We start from the raw sequence: 21,067 nt of genomic DNA, 5'->3' as shown, positions 1-21,067 counted from the left end.
TGATCTCGCGAGCGTCGTCGAAGGTTTCACTCACTCGGTGAGAGTACGGGCTCGCAGGTCTTCACGAGCGGGGCGTGCAGACGCTGCGCGAGCACCTGGCGCTGGGTCGGCTGGGCCACGGCCTGACGATGCAGGCCCTCGTCGGTCAGCCGGACGTTGATCGCGCGCCGGTCCTCGGGGCACATGTGCCGCTCGACCAGGCCGGCTGTCTCCAGCCGGCCGATCACCCGGGACAGCGCGCTCTGGCTCAGGTGCACGGACTTGGCGATCGTCGCCACCTTGGCGGAGTGCTCGGGGAACTCGGCGAGCCGCTCGAGCACCTCGTACTCACTCATGCCCAGCGAGTGGCCGGCCTGCAGCGCCCGGTCGAGGGCGCAGGTCAGATCGGCGTGGCGGGCCAGCAGCTCGCGCCATTCGCGGACATCGGCGTTGGCCTCACCAGTCCCAACGCTGACCTTCGTAGCGGTCATGTAGGGCAACATAGCATGCAAGTGCAATCAATGCAAATGCATTTAATGCCTAGACATTAGATGCACGTGCATGCAATAGTCTCTTCTCGTGACTACGCAAACCGCATCGCCTGCCCGCATGACCTGGGACGCACGCCTCTGGGGCGCACTCCTGGTCGTCTGCGGTGTGATCTTCCTCGACGGCCTGGACGTGTCCATGGTCGGCATGTCACTGCCGTCCATCGGCGCCGACCTGGGCGTCTCCCTTGCCTCTCTGCAGTGGGTCGTGACCGGCTACGTGCTCGGGTACGGCGGTCTGCTGCTCCTCGGCGGCCGAACCGCCGACCTGCTCGGCCGGCGCCGGGTCTTCCTGATCGCGCTGGCCGTCTTCGCCGTGGTCTCGATGCTGAGCTCACTGGCGAGCAACCCCGAACTGCTCATCGCGGCGCGGTTCGTGAAGGGCATCGCCGCGGCGTTCACCGCTCCGGCCGCGCTCTCGATCATCACCACCACCTTCCACGAGGGACCGGATCGCAACCGGGCCCTCAGCATCTTCACCACCTGCGCCGCCAGCGGCTTCTCGATGGGCCTGATCCTCGGCGGCGCGCTGACCGAGGTCGGCTGGCGCTGGACCTTCCTGATGCCCGGCCCGGTCGCCCTGATCGTGCTGCTGTTCGGCCTCAAGCTGATCCCGAACAGCCCGCGCGACGACGCCGCCGGCGGGTACGACGTACCGGGCGCGATCACCGTCACCGGCGGCATGCTGTCGCTGGTCTACGCGGTCGTCGGCGCCGAGCACGCGGGCTGGGTCTCGCTGCAGACCATCGGGCTGTTCGTGCTCGCGGTCGTACTGCTGGCCGGCTTCGTCGCGATCGAGCTCCGCACCAAGCACCCGCTGGTCCGGCTCGGCATCCTGCGCAACGCGTCGCTGCGGCGCGCGAACCTGGCCATCCTGACCGTCTTCGGTTCGTACGTCGCGTTCCAGCTGATCGGCACCATGTACCTGCAGAACCTGCTCGGCTGGTCGTCGTTCCAGACCGCGCTCGGATTCCTCCCGGCCGGCCTGCTGGTCGCGACGCTGTCGCCGAACGTCGGCAAGATCGTCGACCGGATCGGTACCGAGAAGATGATCATCGTCGCGATGGCGCTGTTCGTCGCCGGGTACGCACTGAGCCTGCGGATCGGCCCGGAGTCGGCGTACTTCTCGACGGTCTTCCCGACGATCATGCTGCTCGGGCTCGGGTTCGCGCTCGGGTTCCCGTCGCTGAACATCCAGGCCGTGTCCGGGGTCCCGGACCACGAGCAGGGGCTGGCGTCCGGGCTGTTCAACACGTCGAACCAGGTCGGCGGCGCGGTCGTGCTGGCGATCGTGACCGCGGTGATCAGCGGCCAGACGGTGGGTGACACCGCGGCGGCCGGGGTGCTGTCGGCGTACAAGTCCGGGCTGGGGGTCGTGACGGGGATCGCGGCGCTCGGTCTGGTGATCGCGCTGACCGGTCTGCGCGGGCTGAAGGCGCGGCGGGCCGCGGAGGACGCGGAGGCAGCGGAACTGGCTGCCGTACAGGACGAGCTGGCGCAGGAGGAGATGACGCCGGCGGCGTGACAACAACCAGCCCTGCTGTGTGGGCTGTGCAGTGATATGCCGTGATATGCAGTGATATGGCGTGCGGACCCTCTCGGGGGTCCGCACCACTGCATTTCGGGGGATTCCCCGATTGGTTTCGACCCGTGGGAGTGCTGGACTGGTCGCATGAGCAACCAGAGCTACGACGAGAAGGTCAAGGACATCCTGGACCGCGTCGCCACGGGCCACCTCTCCACCGAGGAGGCCACCACGCTGATCGCCGCCATCAAGACCACCCCAGCCGAGCCTGCTGACGCCGCCGGGACCTCGGAGCCGGCGGCCGAAGCTCCGGTTGCCGGCGACGCCCCGACCGCATCCGTCTGGGCCGACGCAGTCGACTCACCCACCGCCGACACCACCGTCGAGCCGACCGCCGGGTCGACCGCGGGGTCGACCGCCGAGCCGTCAGCCGGGTCGACCGCCGAGCCGTCGGCCGGGTCGACCGCAGCGCCGACGCCCGAGCCTTCCGCCGGGGCGACGCCCGGGCCGTCCGCTGGGCCGGCGCCGGTCGCGCAGCCCGCGGGGCGGCACGCGGGCGAGTCGTCGGGCGTGCAGGACGTCGTACCCGACGAGGGCGCCGCGGAGCCTGCCGAGGAGGAGCACAGCAACGTGCCGATTCCGTCCGGCGTGCAGCGGGTGACGGTGCGGGCCATCGGGCGCCGGGTGCGGCTGATCGGTGAGCCCGCGGTGAACGGCGTCGCGGTCGACGGGCCGCACGTGATCAAGCGCGACGGCGACACGCTCGCGATCAGCAGCGAAGGCGACATGGGCGTCTCGATCGACGGCTTCAGCATGCTCCGCAACCCGACCGACCTGAAGGCGCACGTCAACGGCCTCGCCAAGGAGCTGTCGATCCGGGTCAACCCGAACCTCCAGGTCGAGGTCGAGGTCACCGGCGGCAGCGTGAACGCCGAACGCCTCCCCGGCCTGACCCGGGTCCGCGTCACCGCCGGTACGGCGAAGGTCGCCGACGTGGACGGCCCGATCGACGTACTCGTCCAGGCCGGCTCCGCGACTCTGGACGCCCAGATCACCAAGGGCCGTTCCCGCGTCCGCGTCGAGTCCGGTACGGCGAACGTCGCCCTCCGGCGCGGCTCCGACGTCCATGTCCACACCGAGGCCCAACTCGGCCGCGTGACCTGGTCCGGCGCCGTCTCCGGCCAGTCCAAGGACGTGGAAATCGGCCGCGGCCGCGCCGCCCTCGACGTCGAGGTCCTGGTAGGCACCGCTCAGATCACCTCCGACTGACCCCCACGCCAGGTCCCACCGCCGCCTCGTCGGCGCGCGCAGTTTCAGGGGTGAACCCCTGAAACTGCCGGTTGGCTCGTCGCATGCGGGGTGTCAACCGGCCACCTCAGAGGTCAACCCCTGAAATGGGCAGTGGGGGTCGGGATGGTGCGGAGGGTGCGGAGGGGGAGAAGTAGAGGAACAGGGTGCCTGCCAGGGTGGCTAGGCCGGCGACGTACAGGGTCGGGCGGAGGCCGAGGGTGGTGCCGAGGAGGCCGCCCAGGAGGCTGCCGAGCGGGGCGGCGCCCCAGGAGACGAAGCTCATCGTGGCGCTGACCCGGCCCTGGAGTTCGGGCGGGCAGACGCGTTGCCGGGTGCTCGCGCCGAGGATGTACGCGACGATGATGCAGAACCCGGCGAGCAGGGTCGCGAGGACGTACCAGCCGAGCCGCCAGCCGCGGTCGGTCAGTGCCTGCAGGACGAACGCGACCCCGATACCAGTTGTCGAGAGCAACAAGGCGCGGGCGTCCCCGAGCCGGGTGCTGAGCCGCTCGGTGACCGCCGACGCGACGATCGCGCCGAGCAGGCCGAGCATGCTCAGTACGCCGATCGTGCCCGGCCGCAGGTGCAGCTGACGAACCAGGAACACCACGATGACCGCGCCGTTCGCGGATTGAAACAGCATCGTCGTGGTCTGGTTGAGCGCGATCGGCCGCAGCAGCGGGTGCTTGAACACGTACTGCAGGCCGTCGCGGATCTCGCTGCGCAGATGCGGGCGTTCGGGCTTGACGGGGGCGGCCTCGGGAGTACGGATGCTGCGGAGCCAGACGGCCGACCAGACGAAGCTCAGTGCGTCCAGGCCGATCGTGACCGCGGCGCCGATCCACTGCACGAGGATGCCGCCCGCGCCGGAGCCGATCACCGCCGCGACCGAGTGGTTGGCGGCGAGCTTCGCGTTGCCCGGGAGCAGCTGGTCCGCGTCCAGTAGCCGCGGCGGGTAGGTGCTGTGCGCGACGTCGAACAGGACCGTCAAGACACCGGCCAGCGCGAGTACGACGTACAGCTGCGGCAGGCTGAGTACGCCGAACGCCGCCGCGACCGGGATCGACCCGAACAGCACGGCCCGGCCGAGGTCCGCGGCGATCAGTACCGGGAGACAGCGCACCCGGTCGACCCAAGCGCCGGCGAACAGGCCGAGCAGCAGCCAGGCGGCCGTCTCGCAGGTCCGCAGCAGCGACACCTGGAACGTCGTCGCGTCGAGCGTCAGTACCGCGAGCAGCGGTACGGCGAACATCGTCAGCCGGCTACCGAGCTGACTGAGCAGATCGGCGAGCCAGAGCCGCCGGAAGTCGGGATGCCTGAGAATGCCCATGCTCCGGACCGTAGGCACGTAAGTTGAGCCCTGTCGACTCAAGTATCAAGAAACCGAGTCGCCAAGACTCAACTTCACGCTCAGGCAATTTTTCGAGCTCCCACAAATGCGAAGCGCCCCGGTGGCTGTCCACCGGGGCGCCTCGGGAGCTTGGTGGTCAGCCGGTGAACGGTTCCGCGGCGACGATCTCGACGGTCACGTCCTTGCCGTTCGGGGCCTCGTAGGTGGCCTTGTCGCCCTTCTTCTTGCCGAGGATGGCGGCGCCGAGCGGGGACTGCGGGGAGTAGACGTCGATGTCGACCGACGCGTCCAGGGCGAGCAACTCGCGGGAGCCGAGCAGGAAGGTCTCGACGTCGTCGTCGCCGGCGAACTTGATCGACACCTTCATGCCGGGCTCGATCTTGCCGCCGGCCTTCGGGGTCTCGCCGACCCGGGCACGGCGGAGCATGTCCTCCAGTTGCCGGATCCGCGCCTCCATCTTGCCCTGCTCGTCCTTGGCGGCGTGGTAGCCGCCGTTCTCCTTGAGGTCGCCCTCGTCCCTGGCCTCGCTGATCCGCTGGGTGATCTCGGCACGGGCGGGGCCCTTGAGGTGCTCGAGCTCGGACTTCAGCTGGTCGTAACCGTCCTGCGTCAGCCAGACAACGCTGTCCTCGTCGATCTTCTGCGTCACGGGCTGCTCCTTGTGTCGGTTGGGATGGGCAGGAAAATACTGCTGGCCGCCGTCGTCGACGGCGACCAATCAAACGAGCGTAGCAAGAGACCGCCGATCACGCAGGGGTTCCGACCGCTCCCCGACGCTCGGAAAGCGTTTGCTACCTCGGTTTTCTCCCACCGCGAACAGAACCGGGCGGCAGTCGGTTGCCGCGGCAGCGGGTTCGGGGTCAGTGCGGGTGGTGCTGGTCCGCCGTCGTACAGCCGATCAGCACCACCGAGGTGGCCGAGCGCTGCGTTGTCAACGTCACCGGCAGGGTCTGGTGGCGGGCCGAACCGGCCGGCACCGTGACGGTCACCTCGCCGACGATCGAGAAGTCCGCGGCCTTGGCCTGCAGCCGGCAGCTGGCCTCGACGGACTTGGTCCGGTCGACCTTCATGGTGGCGGTCGCCTTGGTCGGCGAGACGATCGTGAAGCCCTGCAGCTGCGAGCTGACCGGCGGGTTCGACTGCACCCACGCGGCCCAGACCAGCCACACCAGCGCGGCGAGTACGAGGACGCCCAGGACGCCGATCACCAGCGGCCGGCGGGACCGCCCGCCACGTCCGTACCGCGCGTTCAGGTCGGAGGTCGAAGCGGCAGCTGATGACTCGGTCACAAGGTCGTCCAGGGGGTCGGTCGTGGGTTTTGCGTGAGGTTGCGGGACCATTGTGTCTTGTGAGTGGAGATCTTCGGTTGTTGCATGTACACGCCCACCCCGACGACGAGTCGAGCAAGGGAGCCGCATCGACCGCCCGGTACGTCGCCGAGGGCGTCGAGGTGCTGGTCGCCACCTGTACCGGCGGTGAACGCGGATCGATCCTGAATCCGAAGATGGACCGCCCGGAAGTGCTGGCGAACATCACCGAGATCCGCCGCAAGGAGATGGACAAGGCGCGCGCGATCCTCGGCATCCGGCAGGAGTGGCTGGGCTGGGTCGACTCCGGTTTCCCCGAGGGCGACCCGCTGCCGCCGCTGCCCGAGGGCTGTTTCGGGGCCCTCAAGGTGGAGGACGCCGCCGCCCCGCTGGTGAAGCTGATCCGCGAGTTCCGCCCGCAGGTGGTCACGACGTACGACGAGAACGGCGGGTACCCGCACCCGGACCACGTGATGTGCCACCAGATCACGGTGGCGGCGTTCGAGGCGGCCGGGGACAAGGACGCGTACCCGGAGCTCGGCGAGCCGTGGCAGCCGCTGAAGCTGTACTACCACCACACGTTCCACTACGAGCGGATGAAGGCGCTGCACGACGCGATGCTCGCGCGCGGCCTGGAGTCGCCGTACGCCGAGCGGCTGAAGGACTGGAAGCCGGACCCGGAGAACGAGCGCCGGATCACCACCCGGGTCGAGTGCGCGGAGTACTTCGAGGTCCGGGACCGGGCACTGCTCGCGCATGCCACGCAGATCGACCCGGACGGCTCGTGGTTCGCCGTACCGCTCGAGGTGCACCAGGCGGCCTGGCCGACCGAGGACTACGAGCTGGCGCGGAGTCTGGTCGAGTCGGAGCTGCCTGAGAACGACCTGTTCGCGGGGCTGCGCTGACGGGCGGCCCGGACAATGAGAGAATGGTGGCGTGACAGCGATGATCTCCCTTCAGACGGCCGAGATCGACCCCAACGTGGTGAAGCCGGGATGGGTCGCGCTGCTGATCGTCCTGGCGCTCGGTGCCGCCACGTTTCTGCTGTGGCGCAGCATGGCCAAGCAGTTGAAGCGGATCGACGTGGATCCCGATGGTGCGGACGACCCAGCACCGTCCGCCGACCCAGCGAATCCGGCCGGCTCGCCGTCCCCGGATGGCGCTGCAGCGCCGACTACTTCGGACTCGAAGGACCTGACGAAGACGCCGAGTGACCACTCTCAGCAATAGGGATATCTCAGTCCGGTAACCGAATGCTGGGAGCCCGATCACGAGATGGTGTCGGACTGGGCTGCCCACCTCCGGCTGACCCTATAGTGAGCCGGGTGCTGACAGGTGCCCCCGACAACTTCCTCCGGTGACCGCGACCCGCGCCGCCCGGCACCGCACGCCCGGACGCCTGGTCGCGGGTGGTGTGGGTGCGGTCCTGGTCGCCTCGGCGGCGCTGGTACTGGCGTTGTTCCTGTCCGGCAGCCAGCCGCGGAACGCCGGCGGGATCGGCGGTCCGGGTGAGTTCGTGTCCTGGCTGGACCCGTTCCTCCGGCTGATCTCGACGCTCGCCACGGTGGGTTGTGCGGGCGCGCTGCTCGCGGCCGTCGTACTGCTGCGGATCGAGGGCGGATCGCTCGGCGTCCAGGGCCGGCGCGCGGTCCGGGACGCCAGCAACGCGGCGTTGATCTGGGCGGTCTGCGCGTTCGCCGGCTCCGTCGTGACGGCGGCGCTGCTGCTGAACACGCCGGTCCGGTTGCTGCGGCTCCGGCTCGACGACGCGCTCGGCGTACCCGAGGTGAAGTCGCTGCTGATCACCGGCATCCTGGTGCTCGCGCTGGCGATCGGGATCCGCCGCGTACAGACGTCCGGCGCCGCGGGCCTCGGCGTCCTGGTCGCGATCGCCGCACTGGTCCCGACCGCGGTCACGGCGTACCCGAGGAACGAGTCGTACGTCGTACTCGCCGGCGCGGCGCTGGTGATCCACGTGATCGCGGCGACGACCTGGATCGGCGGACTCGCGGGCCTCGTACGGTACGGCCGGGGGAGCCGGAGCGGGCTGCCGATCGTGATGGAACGGTACGGCCAGGTCGCGGTACTGTCCGCGATCGCCGTCCTGCTCAGCGGCCTGCTCAGCGGCGCCGGCCGGCTGGCCGCGAAGGGCGGCGGCTGGGGCTCGATCCTCGACGAACTCACCAACGACGCCTACGGCACGCTGCTGATCGCCAAGGTGATCGCCTTCGTCCTCCTCGTCGCCCTGGCCGCTTTCCACCGCGCCCGCTCCCACGACGACCTCGTCGACTCCGGCCGCCCGTTCTGGCGCGTCGTCGGCGTCGAACTCCTGGTCATGGCCCTAACCCTCGGCCTCTCGGTCGCCCTCTCCCAGGCGGCCTAGATGATCGGGGTCAGCCGACACGCTATTCATCACGCCCTGTGATCGGCTGTCGTAATGTGGCCTGGACCGATGACGAGGTGAGGTTTCAATGCCCGACCTATGCAGCCGGATCAGCTTCGACGTATTGGACTCCGACGACGACTTCGTGGTCGACCGCCTGTCCAAGACCCTTGCGCACGAACTCCGCGAGGTGAGCGAGGTTTCGTTCTCCGTCAGCGAACCCGCCGAGGGCGACAAGGGTACTGGCGAACTGGTGCTCGCCACACTCAACATTCTGACGGCCGTCGATCCTGCGCAGATCGAAGCGGTCCTCCGCATCCTCGGGAACTTCCGTCGACGTCACCCGGATCGGAAGATCCGAGTGGAGGTCGGAGACGCGAGGATCGAAATCGACAATCCGAGCGAGAAGCACGTCGACGAGTTGGTTGATGCGTTTCTCGCCGCGGCCCGGCGCCGAACGCGCTGATGGCGCGGCACGCACTCCTGCTCGGAGCGTCTGCGTTCCCGGCAGACCCGGCACTGCAGAGCCTGCCCGGCGTCCGCTATGACATCGATCAACTCAAGGCCCTGCTCGACCAGGCCGGGCAGTTCGACACGGTCGATGTGTGTGTCGACGCCGGCCGGGACCAGATGGTCACCACGATCGAGCAGTTCTACGGCCGGCGACGGTTCGGTGACATGGCTCTGTTGTACTACTCGGGGCATGGCCTGGTGACCGGCATCGACTCGGAATCCTTGTTCCTGGCGACAACAGAATCGGACAGCAGAGGCTCGTTGCACGCAACGGCTGTCGATGCCGATGGCGTTTTGCGTCATTGCCTGAACACCACCAATGCGACGCAGAAGGTCGTGCTGCTGGACTGCTGCTTCTCTGGTTCGTTCGAGCTGCGTAACCGCTTCCGGGGAGGTGTTCGTCAGGAGCCGCGTCGTGGACTGCGTGAGCGCGGGACGTTCGTGCTCACTGCGAGCACGCATACACGTGCTGCGAAGAGCCAGGGTGATGGCCGGCCATCTGTCTTCACCGGTGCGGTTCTCGACGCTCTCCGAGGAACGGTCGCGATGTCCGGCAGCGACGCCTGGGTTACCACGAACGACCTCGCCCGGCATGTCCATCAGGCCCTGCGTACATTCCCTCCGGTGGAGTCGAGCGAAGGCGTCACCGAGCCGATAAAGCTCGTTGAGACAATGCCTTCGGCCCGGCCGCACGCCGTACCGCGGCAAGACTCGATAGCCGGCGGTGTCGAGGCAGATCTCGATGTCGACCAATGGCGACGGCTCATCGCCTACTACCGCAGAGCTCTGCGTCGTGGAGCCGAGCTGAGCTCGTTCCTGCAACGAATGCAACGGGACACGTATGTCGCTGCCGGCGGCGGACCGGAGGCGGTTCTGGGCGGACCGCCCGAGCTGCAGCCACCCAACCCGGCGTTCGCGGCGTTCGCTGCCAAGGTCGGGGGCCCCGATCGGCAGATCAGATACGGATATCCGATTCTGCTGCTGCCGAACAGTGCCGGGAACAAGGACCAACGGTTCGCGCCGCTGCTGGTCTGCGATGTCACCGTCTCTGCCCAAGGTCAGGTTCTCGCGAGCCCACCGGCGCTGAACCGCGCGGTCGCTGTGGAACTGGGACTGGCAGATCCGGAGCTGGATGATTTGGCTCAGCAGATCGAGGAAACGTTCGTTGCGGGCGATCGACAGGCACTCGCCGAGACCGTGCGCCGGCTGATGCAGGTGCTCGGCCTGCAGAGCGCCGGATCGATGGACCCCTCCCAACTGACGGGAGAGGTGGCGGCCGGGCCGATGAATCGGGTGCAGAACACGGCGATTCTGTGCGCGGCGGATCCGACCGAAGGCGCTCAGGGCAAGCTTCTTGAGGATCTCGAGGTCCTGACGCAGAAGCCGAACGAAAGTCTGCGCTCGGCTGCGGGGGCTCTGGCCGAGCAGAGTAGCTCCGGAGAGCGCACCTCCGAGCCGCTCACGATCGTGGCGCCTGATCGCCTGAACGAAACCCAGGAACAGATCATCAGATCCGCGATGACCGAGCGGCTGACGGTAGCTCAGGGACCACCCGGCACTGGTAAGAGCCAGTTGGTGGCAGCACTCGTGGCGACCGCGACGGCGGCCGGGCAGACGGTGCTGGTCGGTTCGACGAACAATCGCGCCGTCGACGAGGTCTGTCAGCGGATCGGCGCCCTGCTCGGACCCGGTGTCTTGATTCGAACCGGAAACCGCCAGATGGTCGCCAGGGAGCCTGACCTACTGCGTGACTTGCTCCAGCGCGGTTCTGTCGGCGACACACCCGACGTACGAACTCCGGCGGCGGACCTACGCAATGTGGCGACGGAAATCACCGAACTCCGTTCTGCGCTGGATCTGCGCCGGCGTTTCGAACGCGATCTGGCAGATCTTGCGGTCGAGCGCGCCAGGCTCGACCCGGTCGAGAAGTCCGATGAGGAGCTCCTACCAGCCGTCCGGTCGGCGGAGCGTGCCGCAGCCGGTGGGGTGTTCGCATGGTGGTGGCGATGGCGGCTGCGGTCGCATGGCTGGTCGGGGCAGGAACCGCTCGCCGATTTCGCATTCCGCCTGACGGTGGAGCTCAAGTGGAGATCGGCGCTGCGCGAGTGGACGGAGCTACCGGACGTATCGGCTACCTGGAATCGGTTGACCGAGCTGACCGCCGAGGCGCGACCGCAGGCGAGCGTGCGCATGCTATCCGCCCAGCTGCAGAGCCGACTGCGATCAGGACGCGGCGATCTGGAGGCGCGAATCAGGGAGCTTTCGAAATCACGGACCTGGGCCGGGTTTTCGAACCTCCTGCGCACGTTGCCGGCCTGGGCGACAACGACGATGTCCGCCCGCACACTGAAGCCGCAACCGGAGATATTCGACCTGGTCGTCATCGACGAGGCGGCGCAGTGCACGATTCCCGCGGTACTGCCGATGCTGTTCCGGGCTCGACGGGTTCTTGTCATCGGCGACCCGTTTCAGCTCAGCCCTGTGGTGACCTTGCCTATGGCGGCAGACCTTGAGGCGCAGCGCGAGGCAGGGCTCAGCCGGGAGTGGCTGGAGCGCCGGCAGTTGAGTTTCGGTACGTACTCCGCCTACGACGCATTTGCAGCTGCGGCCGCGGGCCGATGCTACTTACTGGATGAGCATTATCGTTGCCAGCCGCGGATCATCGCCGTACCCAACCGGCACGTCTATCAGAACAAGCTCACCGTCCTGACGCCGCCAACGGCGCCGGCCGGAGACGCGGTGACGTGGCGCCACGTCACCGGTACCTTCAGCCACGGCGGGTCGGGGTCGGGGTCGAACCGGGCAGAGATCGAAGCGGTGGTCGACGAGGTCAGGCAGCTTCAGAAGGCCTATCCCGAATCTTCCATCGGAGTGGTCACGCCGTTGGCCGCACACTCGTGGGCGCTGGACAGGGCTCTGAGTCGGGCGGGTGTCCCGTCGAGTGAGGTTGTCCGCGGCACGATCCACAAGTTCCAGGGCGGCGAGAGGGACATCATGGTCATCTCGCCCGTCGGTGCTCATGGCATCCGCCGACCGACCCAGAACTGGCTGGTCAATCAGCTCAATCTGTGGAACGTTGCTGTCACCCGGGCGAGGTCTCGTCTGGTGGTGGTCGGCGACCAGGACTGGTGGTCCGGACAGCGAGGGCTCCTCCCTGAGGTACTTCGGCCAGACAGGGACGAGGACCTCGCCGTTACGCCGCATGGAGCCGTCGATCGGCTTCAGGCAGGCCTTCGCGGGGCCGGCGTGGACGTCGCGCGAGATCAACAGATCGAGGGACGACGGTACGACCTCCTGGTCGGTGGAAAGCTGCTCGTTCAGGTCGACGATCCTCGGGGGAGTGCTGATGGACGGTCGCTCCGGAGGGTTCTCGCCATGCTGGACCTGAAGCCTGCGGGTCATGCCCTGATCCGGGTCCCGGTCTGGCGGTGTCTCCACGACCCCGACCAAGTGGTGGAGGAGGTTGTCTCAGGCCTTCGATGACTCAGGAACCCTGGTCCCAAGGAGCTGTCCGGAGTTCCGCGGTACTGCGGCGGGCGCGGGCCGTGGGGCGGTCCTCGGCGGGGGTGCCGACGGCGATCATCGAGACGATGTGCCAGCCGGGGCCGGGGTTCAGGTCGGTGCCGAGGGCTTCGAGGTCGAAGGCGCGGAACTGGCGGCACGCGAGGCCCATCGCGTGCGCCTGCAGGGTGAGGTGGGCGACCGACTGGCCGAGGTCGTAGTCGGCGAAGTCCGAGTAGGCCCAGTCGGTGTCCTCGACGTACCGGTGGGCCATCGTGACGACCAGCAGCGCCGCGGTCGGCGCCCAGCGGGCCGAGCTGCGGGCCAGGTGCCGGACGATCCGCTTGTGCTCGGGCTCGTCGCGGCGCGCCACGAAGTACGCCCAGGGCTGGGAGTTGCCCGCCGACGGTGCCCAGCGCGCCGCCTCCAGGAGGAGGTCGACGTCGTCGTCGGTGACCGTTTGTGCGGAGTCGAACAACAGCGGGCTGAAGCGGCTGGCGAGCAGCGGGTGCACGGGCATGGTCCCATTCAACCTACGGTTGGGGCGTGACGCAGGTACTCAGCCGCCGGGCGCTCAATCGCGCGACTCTCGACCGGCAGTTGCTGCTGCGTCGTTCGGAGTTGCCGGTCCTCGACGCGGTACGGCGGCTCGCCGGGCTGCAGGCGCAGACGCCGCACAGCTGGTACGTCGGACTGTGGTCCCGGCTGGCCGGCTTCGTCCCTTCACAGGCGGCTGATCTGCTGGTCGACCGGCAGCTGATCCGGATCGCGTTGATGCGCTCGACGATCCACCTGGTCACCCCGGACGACGCCCGCGCCCTGCGCCCGCTGATCCAGCCGGTCCTCGATCGCGACCTGTACCGCAACCAGATCCACGGCAAGCCCGGCGAAGGCATCGACATGCCCCGGCTGATCGCCGACGGCGTCGAGCTGCTCGCCCCGAAACCGTTGACGAACAAGGAACTCGGCGCCGTGCTCGCCGAACGCTGGCCCGATCGCCCACCGGCCTCCCTGGTCTACGCGATCCGCAACCAGGTGCCGCTCGTCCAAGTACCCCCGCGCGGCGTCTGGGGCCGCAGCGGGCCGATCGCCCACACCACCATCGACGCTTGGCTCGGCGCGGGCGTCCCGTCCACCTCCTCGCTCGAGTGGATGATCCTGCGCTACCTGGCCGCTTTCGGACCCGCCGGCGTGAAGGACATGCAGGTCTGGTCCGGGCTCACCAAGCTCCGCGAGGTCGTCGAGCGGATGAGCCTGCAGGTCTTCCAGGATTCGAACGGCCAGACCCTGTACGACGTACCCGATGTCGTGCACCCGGATCCGGACACCCCGGCGCCGCCCCGATTCCTGTACGACTTCGACAACCTGCTGCTGTCGTACGCCGATCGCACCCGCGTGATCACCGACGACCACGGTCGGCAGGGGTACCGCACGCAACGCCCCGCGCCGCAGATCCTGCTGGTCGACGGCTTCACCGCGGGCGACTGGACGGTCAGCCGGGACGCCGACGAGGTCACGCTTGTGGTCCGTTCGTACCAGCCGTTGACCGAGGCGGACGCCGTGTTCGCAGAAGCCGAGGCGTTGCTGGCCTTCCTGCATCCGGACGCCGGGACGCGGAAGGTGTTCCTCTAGCGGCAGCATACGGTGGGGGCATGGCGAACGAGCTTGGGCGATCGACCAGTCCGTACCTGCGGCAGCACGCGGGGAACCCGGTGGAGTGGCGGGAGTGGTCGGAGCGGGCCTTCGCCGAAGCACGCGAGCGGGACGTACCGGTGTTCCTGTCGGTCGGGTACTCGGCGTGCCACTGGTGCCACGTGATGGCGCACGAGTCGTTCGAGGACGCGGGGACGGCGGCGTACCTGAGCGAGCACTTCGTGAGTGTGAAGGTGGATCGCGAGGAGCGGCCGGACGTCGACGCGATCTACATGGCGGCGACCGTGGCGATGACCGGGCAGGGCGGGTGGCCGATGTCGGTCTTCCTGGCGCCGACCGGCGAGCCGTTCTTCTGCGGGACGTACTTCCCTCGCGAGGCGCGTGGTGGGATGGCGTCCTTCCGGCAGGTGCTCGAGGCGATCACCGACGCTTGGCAGAACAAGCGCGAACAGCTCGACGGGATCGGGAAGCGGGTCGTCGCGCAGCTCGGTGCGCAGCAGCCGACTGCTACGGAGGCATTCGACCTCGAGCGTGCCGTCGAGTTGCTGAAGGCGGACTTCGATCCGGTGGACGGCGGGTTCGGGCGGGCGCCGAAGTTCCCGCCGTCGATGGTGCTCGACTTCCTGCTCCGGCACCATCGGCGTACCGGGGACGAGGACGCGCTGGCGATGGTCGCGCGGACCTGCTCGCGGATGGCGCGGGGCGGGATGTACGACCAGCTGGCCGGCGGGTTCGCGCGGTACTCAGTCGACGGCCAGTGGGTGGTGCCGCACTTCGAGAAGATGCTGTACGACAACGCGTTGCTGCTCGACGTTTACACGCACTGGTGGACGGTGTCCGGGGATCCGCTTGCCCGTCGGGTCGCTTCGGAGACTGCTGACTTCCTGCTTACCGAGCTGCGTACGCCGGAGGGCGGGTTCGCGTCGGCCCTCGACGCGGACACGGAGGGGGAGGAGGGCAAGTACTACGTCTGGACGCCGGCCGAACTGCGCTCCGTGTTGTCGCCGGACGATGCCGCGTGGGTGATCTCGTTGTGCGAGGTGACCGGCACCTTCGAGCACGGCTCGTCCGTGCTTCAGCTTCGGCGGGATCCGGAGGATGTCGCTCGATGGTCGCGGGTTCGGCAGGTACTGCGGGACGCGCGGGACGGGCGGACCTATCCGGGGCGTGACGACAAAGTAGTTGCCGCGTGGAACGGGCTGGCGATCACCGCGCTGACTCGTGCCGGGGTGGTGCTCGAGCGGCCCGAGTACGTCGAGGCGGCTGGTCGGGCGGCTCGGTTGATCCTGGACGTGCATCTGGACGGAGCGCGGTTGTACCGGACGTCGCGAGACGGCGTACGGGGGAGTGCGGACGGCGTCCTCGAGGACTATGCGGCGTTCGCGCAGGCGTGTATGACGTTGCTCGGGGGGACAGGCGAGGGCGAGTGGTTCCGTACGGCGGAGGCGCTGCTCGGCCGGGTCCTCGAACAGTTTGTTGCTGATGGCACCTACTTTGACACGGCTGCCGACGCCGAGCAGTTGGTGTGGCGCCCGCAGGACGCCACCGACAACGCGACCCCGTCCGGGGTAAGCCTCGCCGCCGAGGCCTTCACCACCCTCGCCAGCTTTACCGGTTCAGACCGGTACGAGCAGGCCGCGCAGCAGGCCCTCAATGCGTCAGCCCCCATTGCCACCCGAGCCCCCCGCTTCGCCGGCCGCGCACTCGCCGTCGCCGAAAGCCTCGCAGCCGGCCCCCTCGAAATCGCCATCGTGACCCCCTCCGGCGGTGCTTCCTCGGAGTTGCTTCGGGTTGCCTTTGGCAGCGCGCCGTGGGGGACCGCGATTGTTGCCGGAGCGCCCGATCTGGGGGTGCCGTTGATGGCAGGGCGCGGATTGCTCGACGGACAGCCGACGGCGTACGTCTGCCAGAAATTCACCTGCAAGCTCCCGGTCGCGGTGCCGGAAGACCTCCGGGAACTGCTGCGCCCTGCGCACTGACCGCCTGCGCGGGTGCGGGTTTTCCCTCAGTTTTCACTCAGTTCTCTTGACTCTCGGCGACCGGGCGGCAACAGTCAGTCCTCACGCCGGATGTAACAGAACTCGCATGTACCGCCACGAGGTGTCACAGCTGAGGCAGTGGCACTTTTGCGTCAGCATCCGGCGCGTCCCCAACTGAATTCGGTCGCTGCGCCCAAACAGCGACCACACCGTGAGGAGATGTTGTCTTGAAACGACTGACATCAGCAGGGGCGGTGGCGATCGTCGCGGCAGCGGGTCTGGCCACGACGTTCACCGCTTCGACAGCGGGTGCCGCCGACCGGTCGGTTCCGCTCCCGGCGTCCGGCTTCAACCAGCCGGCAGCCGTCAAGGCCGAGCAGGCGCTGACCGCGCGGACGGCCACCGCCCTCGGGCTCGGCTCCGGCGAGCAGCTCCAGGTCCGCGACGTCGTGAAGGACCCGGACGGTACGGAGTACGTCCGCTACGACCGTACGTACAACGGCCTGAAGGTCGTCGGTGGCGACCTGATCGTCAAGCGCAAGGGCGAGTCGATCGGCCAGGTCACCTACAACCGTGGCGCGAAGGCCGTCGAGGTCTCCACCAAGCCGACCCTGTCCCAGTCGGCGGCCCTCACCAAGGGCGCACAGGCGTCGAAGTTCAAGGCCGACTCCAGCAAGGGCCAGTTGGTCGTCTTCGTGACGCCGGCAAAGCCTGTGCTCGCGTACGACGTCGTCACGACCGGTGTGAAGGCCGACCAGACCCCGTCGGTCCTGCACACGTACGTCGACGCCAACTCCGGCAAGGTCCTGGCGCAGAACGACGAGATCAAGGAAGGCACCGGCAACTCGATGTACGCCGGTAAGGTCACGATCGGTACGTCGGGTTCGTCCGGCAACTTCTCGCTGACCGACCCGACCCGCGGCGGCAACTACACCACCGACCTGAAGGGCGCGACGTCCGGTAACGGCACCACGTTCACCGACGCCGACGACACCTGGGGCAACGGTGCCGCCTCGGACCGCGCGACCGCCGCGGTGGACGCGCACTACGGCGCCCAGCTGACCTGGGACTACTACAAGAACGTCCACAGCCGCAACGGCATCTTCAACAACGGCCAGGGCGCCCGCTCCCGCGTGCACTACGGCAACGCGTACGTGAACGCGTTCTGGGACGGCACCCAGATGACGTACGGCGACGGCATCAGCAACACGCACCCGCTGACCGCGATCGACGTGGCCGGTCACGAGATGAGCCACGGTGTCACCGAGGCGACCGCCAACCTGAACTACTCGGGTGACGCGGGCGGCCTGAACGAGGCGACGTCGGACATCTTCGGCACCATGGTCGAGTGGTACGCGAACAACGCGAGCGACCCGGGTGACTACCTGATCGGCGAGAAGATCAACATCAACGGCGACGGTACGCCGCTGCGCTACATGGACAAGCCGTCGAAGGACGGGGCCAGCAAGGACTGCTGGACCACCAGCACCGGCGGTCTGGACCCGCACTACTCGTCCGGCCCGCTGAACCACTGGTTCTACCTGGCCTCCGAGGGCACCGGCAGCAAGACCATCAACGGCGTCACCTACAACAGCACGGCCTGCAACGGTACGACATTCGCCGGTGTCGGCCGGGATGTCGCCGCCAAGGTCTGGTACCGGACGCTGACCACCAAGCTGAGCTCGGGCAGCACCTACAAGGACGCGCGCGAAGGCGCGATCAACTCCGCGAAGGAGCTGTACGGCGCGGATTCCGCGCAGTGCAAGGGTATCGAGGCCGCGTTCGGTGGCATCTCGGTCCCGGCCGGCTCGGCCGCCTGCGGTGGTGGCACCACGCCGCCCCCGACCGGTGACAACCTGCTGAAGAACCCGGGCTTCGAGTCCGGCGCGGTGGACTGGACCGGCACGGCCGGCCCGGTCACCGACAACACCGGCCGCCCGGCGCGGACCGGCACCTGGAAGCTGTGGCTGCAGGGCAACGGCCGCGCCACCACCGAGAGCGTCGGCCAGTCGGTCGCGATCCCGGCCTCGGCGACCGCCGCCAGCCTGTCGTTCTGGATCCGGATCGACACCGCGGAGACCACCACGACCACGGCGTACGACACCGCGAAGGTCCAGGTCGTCGACGGTACGACGACGAGCACGCTGGCGACGTACTCGAACCTGAACAAGAACACGTCGTACGTGCAGAAGACGCTGAACCTCACGGCGTACAAGGGCAAGACCGTGACGATCAAGTTCGTCGGCCAGGAGGACTCCTCGGCGCAGACCAGCTTCGTCGTCGACGACACCTCGCTGACCGTCAGCTGAGAACGTCCGGGGCGCGCGGAGCCTCCGCCCAAGGCCACGCGCGCCCCGGATTCCCTTCTGCACAAGGTGGTTCGGTACGCGTCGGCACCGCCCCCGTCGACGAGGCTAGACCTTCTTGCAGAGCTTGCCCGGTGGGATGGCGGCTTCGGTGAGCAGTTTGCTCACCGGGGCCGTCAGTACTTTGAGCTGCGGGTTCTCGAGCCGGGCGGTCTTCCCGTTCGCGGTGACGGACACGATCATGTCGTCAGGGTGCTTGGTAGACGGTTTCGTCGCCACCAGACTCGCCCAGTCGACCTTCTCGACGGCCGCGCTGATCGTCGCCAGCAGCGACGGGTCGAGCTTGCACTTGATCGTCTGCTTGCCGCGGGAGCTCACGGTCGCGACGCCGTCGGTACCGATCTGCACCTGGTCGTCGAACCCCGCGAACCCGCCGGTCCGGGCCACGGTCACCGGCAGACCGGCGCCTACTGGTGCTGACTGCGTCACCGTCGGCATGGTCGGTGGTGGCGTGCTGCTCGGCGTACCGACCGGAGCCGTCCCGGATCCTGACTCGTTGCCGCACCCGGTCAGCACGAGTCCTGCCGTGCACATGGCCACTGCTGCGTATCCGCTCAGGTTCCTCACACCCAAGGGATACACGGAGGGGTGGCGTTCGTTGCAGCTGTGACAGTACTGAAATGTTCAGATGACCTGTGACACCAAGTTGACGAGCACGCGGGTCAGCCGTACCCGCTGCTCGAACAGCTCGAGTGATGCGTCCGCCTTGCCGAACAGCTCCAGCGGTAGCGCAGTGAACGCCGCCCTGATGAGAAGCGAGCCCAGGTACCCGTACAGCACCTGCTCCTCGTCCACGTGCATCCCGTCTGCCGCCAGACCCTCCAAGAAGGCCTTGAGGATCACCTTGTGTACTGCGGGCAGCGCCTCCGTCGAGAGCTCGCCCGCGTGCGCAAGGCCGACCAGTAGCTGGCCTAGGTCGAACCCGACGGCCTGTGGGCAGTCAAAGCCCCAGTCGATCACCACGAACTCGTCTGGGCTGTCGTGAGGTACCAGCAGGTTCTGCGGGCTCGCGTCTCCGTGCTGGTAGCACTGGGGGAGCGCGTCCAGTGCGTCAAGTACTGCTGGGACCTGCTCGCCGAGTCGCCGCAGGTCGTCTCGCAGCGCGTGGTCGCCCAGGTTGCAGACTGCGGCACTCAGCAGCGGGTGGCGCCAGGTCTGTGCATCCGCGAGAGCCGGCAGGGCGGTCTGTTTGATGCGGCCCTCGGCGTAGAAGCGCAAACCGATCCCCGGCGTCGTGACGTGGTCGCGGGGCAAGAGCGGCTCCACCAGGTGCGGCTGACGGCGCGCCGACAGCCGGCCCAGCAGGTACGCCGCCCGCTCGAACCGGTCGATCGGCCAAGGACCCCGCTCCTGAACCACGTTCTCCATCCAGAGCGTCGCGCGATCGTCCTCGTACACGTCGATCCGATACGCCGTCGGCAGCCGCATGCCCTCGGGGAGGAGGCGCGCGATGTCGCTGCGGTGCACCGCGATCTCCAGCTGCCAGGGCAGGTTGTGGGCGAAGAGCGCGCGGAACTCCTCGGGTAGCAGGTGGAGCATCGGCCAGTGCCGTACCGACTGGAACTTCTTCACGAAGCACGACCAGTTCGCGTCTCCCGCCGTACCGAACACGCGGTGCAGCGACTCGGTACTCGGCGTACCGATCGGGTAGTCGACCGGCTCGACGCGGGCGCTGGTCGGTTGCGCGGCCGGGTTGCCGGTGATCGCCCGTACCAGGGCTGTCAGGTCGTCGGCGGGCAGGGCGTCACGGCCCAGTGGTTCCAGTCCCGTGCTCATGGTTCCCCCCACGGAAGCTTTACTGGTGGGATAGTAAAGTTGCTTTATGACTTCCGTCAACGGCGTGGGGGCCGAGGCTCATGTGGCGCGACTGCTCGGCGAGGCCCTGCGGCGCATCCGCGAAGAGATCCTGGCCGATTCCGAGGAACACTTCCCCGGCCTGCGCGTCTCGCACTACCGCCTGCTCGAACTCATCCCACCCGAAGGCGCCCGCATCACCGACCTCGCCGAAGCCGCCACCATGACCAAACAAGGCCTCGGCCAGCACGTCGACTACCTCCAGAAACTCGGCTACACCGAATCCACCCGCCTCCCCGAAGACCGCCGCGTCCGCCTGGTCCGCCGTACGACGTCCGGCGACCAAGCCGTCGCCCACAGCCAGGCCGCAATCGCCCGCGTAGAACACTCCTGGTCCACCCACCTGGGCCCCACCCGCTACACCACCCTCCGCCAAACCCTCCAAGACCTGGGCAACTGGCACTGAACAAAGGACACGCCTCCGGCGCGGCTGCCTGTCGGCCGCTCCGCCGGCGCACGTGGTGCCAGCGGATGGAGGTCCTGTCTGCGGAGGTGCTGCTCGCGGAGCGCACACGCCTCCGGCGCGGTGACGGGGCGCGCAGGTACTACGGGAGCGGCAGGCAGATAGGTCACGCCTCCGGCGCGGCTGACTTGCTGGCCGGCTCAGCCGGCGCACAAGTGGTACCACCGGGCGCGGGTGCCGTCGGCGGAGGTGCTGCCTCCGGGGACCCTGCTGCGGAGGGGACACGCCTTCGGCGGATGCGCCGGCGGGGCTTGGTTCGCCGGGCTGGATCGGACTGGCGATAGGCAATGGATGCTGGGAACAAGCAATTACTTGTTCTCAGTCCCCGGTGGGTGTTCACAGTCCGCGCTCAGGT

Annotated in this window: 18 protein-coding genes; 11 read left to right on the top strand and 7 right to left on the bottom strand. The window is 68.2% G+C overall.

The annotated features are described in order from the left end of the window. Nucleotides 1-26: 26 nt before the first annotated feature. Nucleotides 27-470, bottom strand: coding sequence for a MarR family winged helix-turn-helix transcriptional regulator (locus VFF46_RS32290; RefSeq protein ID WP_325041025.1), 444 nt, complete (start codon nucleotides 468-470; stop codon nucleotides 27-29). 118 nt (nucleotides 471-588) lie between these two features. Here VFF46_RS32290 and VFF46_RS32285 point away from each other — a divergent pair, with 118 nt between their 5' ends. Both VFF46_RS32285 and VFF46_RS32280 read left to right on the top strand, forming a co-directional pair. Continuing rightward, nucleotides 589-2,052 carry an MFS transporter gene (locus VFF46_RS32285; protein ID WP_325041024.1) on the top strand — a complete coding sequence of 488 codons (1,464 nt, stop codon included), beginning with the start codon at nucleotides 589-591 and terminating at the stop codon, nucleotides 2,050-2,052. Nucleotides 2,053-2,199: 147 nt separating this feature from the next. Next, nucleotides 2,200-3,321: a hypothetical protein gene (locus VFF46_RS32280; protein ID WP_325041023.1), complete on the top strand. Its 1,122-nt coding sequence runs from the start codon at nucleotides 2,200-2,202 to the stop codon at nucleotides 3,319-3,321. Nucleotides 3,322-3,427: 106 nt separating this feature from the next. Here VFF46_RS32280 and VFF46_RS32275 read toward each other — a convergent pair whose 3' ends face one another. The 3 genes from VFF46_RS32275 to VFF46_RS32265 form a co-directional block, all read right to left on the bottom strand. Continuing rightward, nucleotides 3,428-4,672: an MFS transporter gene (locus tag VFF46_RS32275; RefSeq protein WP_325041022.1), complete on the bottom strand. Its 1,245-nt coding sequence runs from the start codon at nucleotides 4,670-4,672 to the stop codon at nucleotides 3,428-3,430. A 157-nt stretch (nucleotides 4,673-4,829) separates the two neighbouring features. Continuing rightward, on the bottom strand, nucleotides 4,830-5,342 hold the full coding sequence (gene greA / locus VFF46_RS32270; RefSeq protein WP_325041021.1) for a transcription elongation factor GreA: 513 nt from the start codon (nucleotides 5,340-5,342) through the stop codon (nucleotides 4,830-4,832). Nucleotides 5,343-5,553: 211 nt separating this feature from the next. Continuing rightward, nucleotides 5,554-5,982, bottom strand: coding sequence for a DUF4307 domain-containing protein (locus VFF46_RS32265; protein WP_325041020.1), 429 nt, complete (start codon nucleotides 5,980-5,982; stop codon nucleotides 5,554-5,556). 59 nt (nucleotides 5,983-6,041) lie between these two features. On the opposite strand from VFF46_RS32265, the gene mca reads away from it, so the two are divergent. The 5 genes from mca to VFF46_RS32240 all read left to right on the top strand — a co-directional run bounded on the left by mca (nucleotide 6,042) and on the right by VFF46_RS32240 (nucleotide 12,379). Then, on the top strand, nucleotides 6,042-6,905 hold the full coding sequence (gene mca / locus VFF46_RS32260; RefSeq protein WP_325041019.1) for a mycothiol conjugate amidase Mca: 864 nt from the start codon (nucleotides 6,042-6,044) through the stop codon (nucleotides 6,903-6,905). Nucleotides 6,906-6,936: 31 nt separating this feature from the next. Beyond that, a complete protein-coding gene (locus VFF46_RS32255) occupies nucleotides 6,937-7,230 on the top strand; it encodes a hypothetical protein (RefSeq protein WP_325041018.1) in 294 nt (97 codons plus the stop codon). 127 nt (nucleotides 7,231-7,357) lie between these two features. Next, nucleotides 7,358-8,383, top strand: coding sequence for a copper resistance D family protein (locus VFF46_RS32250; protein WP_325041017.1), 1,026 nt, complete (start codon nucleotides 7,358-7,360; stop codon nucleotides 8,381-8,383). Nucleotides 8,384-8,507: 124 nt separating this feature from the next. Next, nucleotides 8,508-8,849: a hypothetical protein gene (locus VFF46_RS32245; protein ID WP_325041016.1), complete on the top strand. Its 342-nt coding sequence runs from the start codon at nucleotides 8,508-8,510 to the stop codon at nucleotides 8,847-8,849. Beyond that, nucleotides 8,849-12,379 (top strand): caspase, EACC1-associated type, encoded by a 3,531-nt coding sequence (locus tag VFF46_RS32240; RefSeq protein WP_325041015.1) that lies wholly within the window; start codon nucleotides 8,849-8,851, stop codon nucleotides 12,377-12,379. The genes VFF46_RS32245 and VFF46_RS32240 overlap by 1 nt, the downstream gene beginning before the upstream one ends. A gap of 1 nt (nucleotide 12,380) precedes the next feature. Here VFF46_RS32240 and VFF46_RS32235 read toward each other — a convergent pair whose 3' ends face one another. After that, nucleotides 12,381-12,917: a nitroreductase family protein gene (locus VFF46_RS32235; RefSeq protein ID WP_325041014.1), complete on the bottom strand. Its 537-nt coding sequence runs from the start codon at nucleotides 12,915-12,917 to the stop codon at nucleotides 12,381-12,383. 26 nt (nucleotides 12,918-12,943) lie between these two features. Between VFF46_RS32235 and VFF46_RS32230 the strand changes: the two genes are divergently transcribed. The 3 genes from VFF46_RS32230 (at nucleotide 12,944) to VFF46_RS32220 (ending at nucleotide 18,338) form a co-directional block, all read left to right on the top strand. Then, a complete protein-coding gene (locus VFF46_RS32230; RefSeq protein WP_325041013.1) occupies nucleotides 12,944-14,029 on the top strand; it encodes a winged helix DNA-binding domain-containing protein in 1,086 nt (361 codons plus the stop codon). Nucleotides 14,030-14,049: 20 nt separating this feature from the next. Further along, nucleotides 14,050-16,029 carry a thioredoxin domain-containing protein gene (locus VFF46_RS32225; RefSeq protein WP_325041012.1) on the top strand — a complete coding sequence of 660 codons (1,980 nt, stop codon included), beginning with the start codon at nucleotides 14,050-14,052 and terminating at the stop codon, nucleotides 16,027-16,029. Between the two features lie 227 nt (nucleotides 16,030-16,256). Beyond that, nucleotides 16,257-18,338 carry a M4 family metallopeptidase gene (locus VFF46_RS32220; protein ID WP_325041011.1) on the top strand — a complete coding sequence of 694 codons (2,082 nt, stop codon included), beginning with the start codon at nucleotides 16,257-16,259 and terminating at the stop codon, nucleotides 18,336-18,338. A gap of 105 nt (nucleotides 18,339-18,443) precedes the next feature. Here the strand turns inward: VFF46_RS32220 and VFF46_RS32215 are convergent, their stop codons facing one another. Next, nucleotides 18,444-18,929, bottom strand: coding sequence for a hypothetical protein (locus VFF46_RS32215; protein ID WP_325041010.1), 486 nt, complete (start codon nucleotides 18,927-18,929; stop codon nucleotides 18,444-18,446). Nucleotides 18,930-19,019: 90 nt separating this feature from the next. Next, entirely contained in the window at nucleotides 19,020-20,171 is a 1,152-nt protein-coding gene (locus VFF46_RS32210) for a phosphotransferase (protein WP_325041009.1), read from the bottom strand. 46 nt (nucleotides 20,172-20,217) lie between these two features. Here VFF46_RS32210 and VFF46_RS32205 point away from each other — a divergent pair, with 46 nt between their 5' ends. Continuing rightward, entirely contained in the window at nucleotides 20,218-20,655 is a 438-nt protein-coding gene (locus VFF46_RS32205) for a helix-turn-helix domain-containing protein (protein WP_325041008.1), read from the top strand. Nucleotides 20,656-21,067 lie beyond the last annotated feature (412 nt).

It is taken from the genome of Kribbella sp. (assembly GCF_035655035.1).
Taxonomy (GTDB): domain Bacteria; phylum Actinomycetota; class Actinomycetes; order Propionibacteriales; family Kribbellaceae; genus Kribbella.
The sequence above is the reverse complement of the archived record's forward strand: the minus strand, read 5'-3'. Positions and strand labels throughout refer to the sequence as shown.

Bases quoted from the DNA above. Each gene is read 5' to 3' on its own strand.
- VFF46_RS32280 (WP_325041023.1), top strand. From the start codon at position 2,200: ATGAGCAACCAGAGCTACGACGAGAAGGTCAAGGACATCCTGGACCGC.
- VFF46_RS32225 (WP_325041012.1), top strand. From the start codon at position 14,050: ATGGCGAACGAGCTTGGGCGATCGACCAGTCCGTACCTGCGGCAGCAC.
- VFF46_RS32210 (WP_325041009.1), bottom strand. From the start codon at position 20,171: ATGAGCACGGGACTGGAACCACTGGGCCGTGACGCCCTGCCCGCCGAC.
- VFF46_RS32235 (WP_325041014.1), bottom strand. From the start codon at position 12,917: ATGCCCGTGCACCCGCTGCTCGCCAGCCGCTTCAGCCCGCTGTTGTTC.
- VFF46_RS32275 (WP_325041022.1), bottom strand. From the start codon at position 4,672: ATGGGCATTCTCAGGCATCCCGACTTCCGGCGGCTCTGGCTCGCCGAT.
- VFF46_RS32215 (WP_325041010.1), bottom strand. From the start codon at position 18,929: ATGTGCACGGCAGGACTCGTGCTGACCGGGTGCGGCAACGAGTCAGGA.
- VFF46_RS32290 (WP_325041025.1), bottom strand. From the start codon at position 470: ATGACCGCTACGAAGGTCAGCGTTGGGACTGGTGAGGCCAACGCCGAT.
- VFF46_RS32285 (WP_325041024.1), top strand. From the start codon at position 589: ATGACCTGGGACGCACGCCTCTGGGGCGCACTCCTGGTCGTCTGCGGT.
- VFF46_RS32205 (WP_325041008.1), top strand. From the start codon at position 20,218: ATGACTTCCGTCAACGGCGTGGGGGCCGAGGCTCATGTGGCGCGACTG.
- VFF46_RS32240 (WP_325041015.1), top strand. From the start codon at position 8,849: ATGGCGCGGCACGCACTCCTGCTCGGAGCGTCTGCGTTCCCGGCAGAC.